This is a genomic window from Acinetobacter sp. YH12099 (genome assembly GCF_013419195.1).
In the GTDB taxonomy this organism is placed as follows: Bacteria; Pseudomonadota; Gammaproteobacteria; order Pseudomonadales; family Moraxellaceae; genus Acinetobacter; species Acinetobacter towneri.
In genome coordinates, this window is sequence record NZ_VPAP01000051.1 from 1 (window position 1) to 1,952 (window position 1,952).

At 41.9% G+C, this 1,952-nt stretch carries 2 protein-coding genes; both read right to left on the reverse strand.

The window, feature by feature from the left end:
• Positions 1-310 precede the first annotated feature (310 nt).
• Positions 311-487, reverse strand: a complete 177-nt coding sequence (locus FTU39_RS13695; protein ID WP_179995815.1) for a hypothetical protein — start codon at positions 485-487, stop codon at positions 311-313.
• Between the two features lie 2 nt (positions 488-489).
• Positions 490-1,476 carry a protein rep gene (locus tag FTU39_RS13700; RefSeq protein WP_179995814.1) on the reverse strand — a complete coding sequence of 329 codons (987 nt, stop codon included), beginning with the start codon at positions 1,474-1,476 and terminating at the stop codon, positions 490-492.
• Between the last annotated feature and the right edge of the window lie 476 nt (positions 1,477-1,952).

Here is a 1,952-nt window from a genome sequence, read left to right on the forward strand (position 1 = left end):
TTTGGAATTTTTATGATGGGGTCGTCACTCGTAGACACTCGTTCGGCTTTTCCCGAAATAACATGAAGGGCGCACTTTACCATTGGAAAAAATCCAATGGGTGCGAAACGCCAAAAAGGGAAAATTTCCAATTTTTCATTTTTGGCGTTCTTGGGGTTAAGGGGTCGAACCCCTTACGCAACGTCCGTTTTTGAGTGAAACGAAAAAATGGGTAAGTGCGCCCTTCGGGATTTGTCATACAAAACTGAAATTCGTTAAACGATTGCCTATCCTGCCATAGCGATTTTTGTTTTTTGGCGTTTAGTCGTGACTAAGATCGTGGAATTAATCTCTTTAAACCATCTTCAAATTCTTGGTCGCTTAATTCCCCTGAAACGTATTGATCATAGAGCTGCTGATGTTCTTCTGTAATTTCTAGGTCGTAATATTCACGGTCTGATCTGTTCAAAAAGACTCGTTCCAAACGTCGGTTTTTTTCTGTATCCATGATCACTCCGCATATTCATTGAATTTGGGTGCATAGACATATCGGCGATATTCAGGTTTGAACTGAAACGCTACTCGACCCTCTCCAACGTCCTGTACTTCCTCAGAGGACGAAATCATTTCTTCCGTGGTGATTTCATCTTCAGGCTTGAGAATCCCCTTTAAAACGCCTCCTGTTGCGATAAAACGCATCTTATGGACTTGTTTGGTCATCTCATGCAGCCAAGCACCCTTATCACCCTCTAAAGCCAAATCAGACGGTTTTACGCTGTATTTGAGCGTTTCACAGATTGCCTTGTCGAGTTGTTTGCGCCCTTTTTCGTCTAAAGTGGCTTTTACGGCTTTCACGTTCACCGATGGCAAGTAGTCAGCTCGCAAGGCTTTCGCCCACATTTCGACCCAATCGCCTTGTTTTATATAATTAATCGTGAAGTAACTAGGCTTAACCAACAGCAAGGCATGAAAATGCGGATGTGCCATCATTTTTCCATCGTTCCCCCTGGTCACTTCCGTTGTTCTTAAAAAACCTGCTACACCTGACTTAAATCGCTTAGTTTCAATCAGTCGCTTCCATGAATCATTCATGTGCTTCAAAGTGTCACGCAATTCGGTAACAGGCGGATTTTTCACAGTCAGAGTTAGGAATACCCAACGATGGGTAGGAAAGCGTTCCTGAATATTTGGCAATTGCTGAAACATAACTGCCCTCCAGAGTAGAGATCTGCGCCACTGACATACAGGACAATGACGGACACGGCAAAAAAATGCTTGCTTGAGAACCAATTTTCCCTGATCGGGATTAACTCCAAATTTCAAAATACCTGAACAGCCGTTAATTCGGTCTGCATATTTTGAGAGTTCAACGGAGTAGTTATAGAGAATTTTAACGGATTCAGCATCGGAGCGATGTTCATCCCAAGAAACTTCATGAGGTGAAATTTCTGTTAAAAAATTGATTCCAAGATCGGAATTATGGCAAGATTGAGTCATTAAAAAGCTCGTTTAAGTTTTGTTGGATCGCACCTCAAAATTTACGGGCTTTTTATCTATCTGTCAAACCATGCTAAAAGCCACGCCACACAAGGCATAGAGCCACATTTTTAATATCGAAGTTATCCCTTAATAATAAATACAAGGAAAAACACCCCCAAAAATCCCCATTTTTGCCCCCTTTTCAGATGCCTTTTTTTTGATTTTTCACCCCTAGCCAATTCGTGATGATTTTTCAGTAATGCACGCTTCCGCGTTTCTCATTCGAGAAACAAAAATCGGGTCGTCGCTTTGCTCGGTTTTTCCCGCTTAGAATTTTTATGGGAGCTTGTAATCAGGGAAGAAAGGTTTTGGAATTTTTATGATGGGGTCGTCACTCGTAGACACTCGTTCGGCTTTTCCCGAAATAACATGAAGGGCGCACTTTACCATTGGAAAAAATCCAATGGGTGCGAAACGCCAAAAAGGGAAAATTT

Coding starts and splice junctions, on each gene's coding strand:
- FTU39_RS13695 (WP_179995815.1), bottom strand. CDS start 487: ATGGATACAGAAAAAAACCGACGTTTGGAACGAGTCTTTTTGAACAGA.
- FTU39_RS13700 (WP_179995814.1), bottom strand. CDS start 1,476: ATGACTCAATCTTGCCATAATTCCGATCTTGGAATCAATTTTTTAACA.